Source organism: bacterium (assembly GCA_024224155.1).
Lineage (GTDB): Bacteria > Acidobacteriota > Thermoanaerobaculia > Multivoradales > JAHEKO01 > CALZIK01.
Genome location: JAAENP010000483.1, coordinates 1 through 1,732, shown reverse-complemented (window position 1 = coordinate 1,732; position 1,732 = coordinate 1). Strand labels below are relative to the sequence as shown.

Here is a 1,732-nt window from a genome sequence, read left to right as displayed (position 1 = left end):
GACGACGCCCGTTACCCCGGCCCGACGCCGGCCTCCGACGGTGGCGGCGTCGACGAGACCGGCTTCGTCTACGATCCCTCCGGCATCAAGGGCCAGCGCTGGCTGCTGTTCAACGGCTTCGGCCTGATGCTCGAGTACCAGCAGGATTCCAGGGGCGAGACCGACGAAGAGGCGGTCTACCTGCAGGACTCGCTGCGCATCGGCGACTACTTCACCCTCAACCTGGGTGTCCGGGCCGACGCCTTCAATTCCAGGGGCGGAGGCTCCGATCCGGACACCGGTGAGTTCATCGACAACAGCCAGTTCCCCGACCGTCAGCTCGACTTCAGCTTCGACGACATGGTCGCGCCGCGCATCGGCTTCACCGCCGACGTCACCCGGAACGGCCGCTCGAAGCTCTACGGCCACTTCGGCCGGTTCTACGAGTCGGTCCCGCTCGACATCAACGCGCGCGCCTTCGGCACCGAGCTGTTCAACTTCTACTACTTCTACTACCCGTCCGACGGCTCCCTGCCCACCGGCTCCAACCCGGGCACCTGGTTCTACAGCTACCCGCTCGGCACCGGCGTCGGCGTCAGCTCGGACATCAAGCCGATGTACACCGAAGAGGCGCTGATCGGTTTCGAGTACGGAGTGACGGACAATGTCTCGGTCGGCGTCAAGTACACCGAGCGCTCGATCGAGGACGTCATCGAGGACATCTCGGTGGATGGTGGCAACACCTACTTCATCACCAACCCTGGCGGCACCGTGACGGTCAATCCGGTCACTGGCGCGCCTCTGGCGACGCCCGCGGTCTTCCCCGTGCCGTCGCGTGACTACACGGCTCTCGAGCTGACGGTCCAGAAGCGCTACAGCAACAACTGGCAGATCTTCGCGAGCTACGTGAACTCGGAGAACAAGGGCAACTACGGCGGTCTGTTCCGTCAGGACAACGGCCAGCTCGATCCGAACATCACGTCGCTCTACGACCTGCCGAGTCTGCTGGTCGGCGCCGAAGGTCTGTTACCGAACGATCGCGAGCACCAGTTCAAGGTGTACGGCTCGTACGCCACGCCGATCAATCTGCTGATCGGCTTCTACGGCCAGTTCCTGAGCGGCACGCCGATCAGCAAGCTGGGTGCGCATCCGATCTACGGCAACAGCGAGCGGTTCGTCATTCCGCGTGGCTCCTTCGGCACGACGCCGGACATCTGGAACATCGACCTCCACTTCGAGTACCCGATCAACATCGGGGACAAAGGGGAGCTCAAGCTGATCTGCGACGTATTCAACGTCACCGACCAGCAGGAGCCGAGCCAGGTCGACCAGGACTGGACCTTCCAGCGCCTGACCGCGACCGTCGACCCGAACGAGTGCGGCGGTGCCGGCACCGGCCCCGGCACGGCCTGCCCGAACGGCAACCCGGACTTCAATTCGGCGCTCGACTATCAGCGGCCGCAGACCTTCCGCTTCGGCGTGAAGTTCTCGTTCTAAAGCGGTTCGCCTGATCGATCGGTCAAGGAGGGGCTTCAAGCCCCTCCTTTTCTTTTGCTCCCATCGTCGCTGCGGGAATCTGGCTCGCTGCGCTCGCGAAACTCGGACTCCGGTCCCCTCTCCCCCCGTCTGCGGGGGGAGAGGGGACCGGTGAGGGGGGTGACCGAATGGGCGAGATGGTAGAATCGGCGCGCTCTTGAGCAATTCGCGCGCTCCGCGCGCGACCCCCTCACCCCGGCCCTCTCCCCCAAAGGGG

At 64.5% G+C, this 1,732-nt stretch carries 1 protein-coding gene; it reads left to right on the top strand.

The window, feature by feature from the left end; translation table 11 throughout:
- On the top strand, positions 1–1,476 hold a 1,476-nt coding region (locus GY769_23300), incomplete at its 5' end, for a TonB-dependent receptor (GenBank protein MCP4204846.1).
- Between the last annotated feature and the right edge of the window lie 256 nt (positions 1,477–1,732).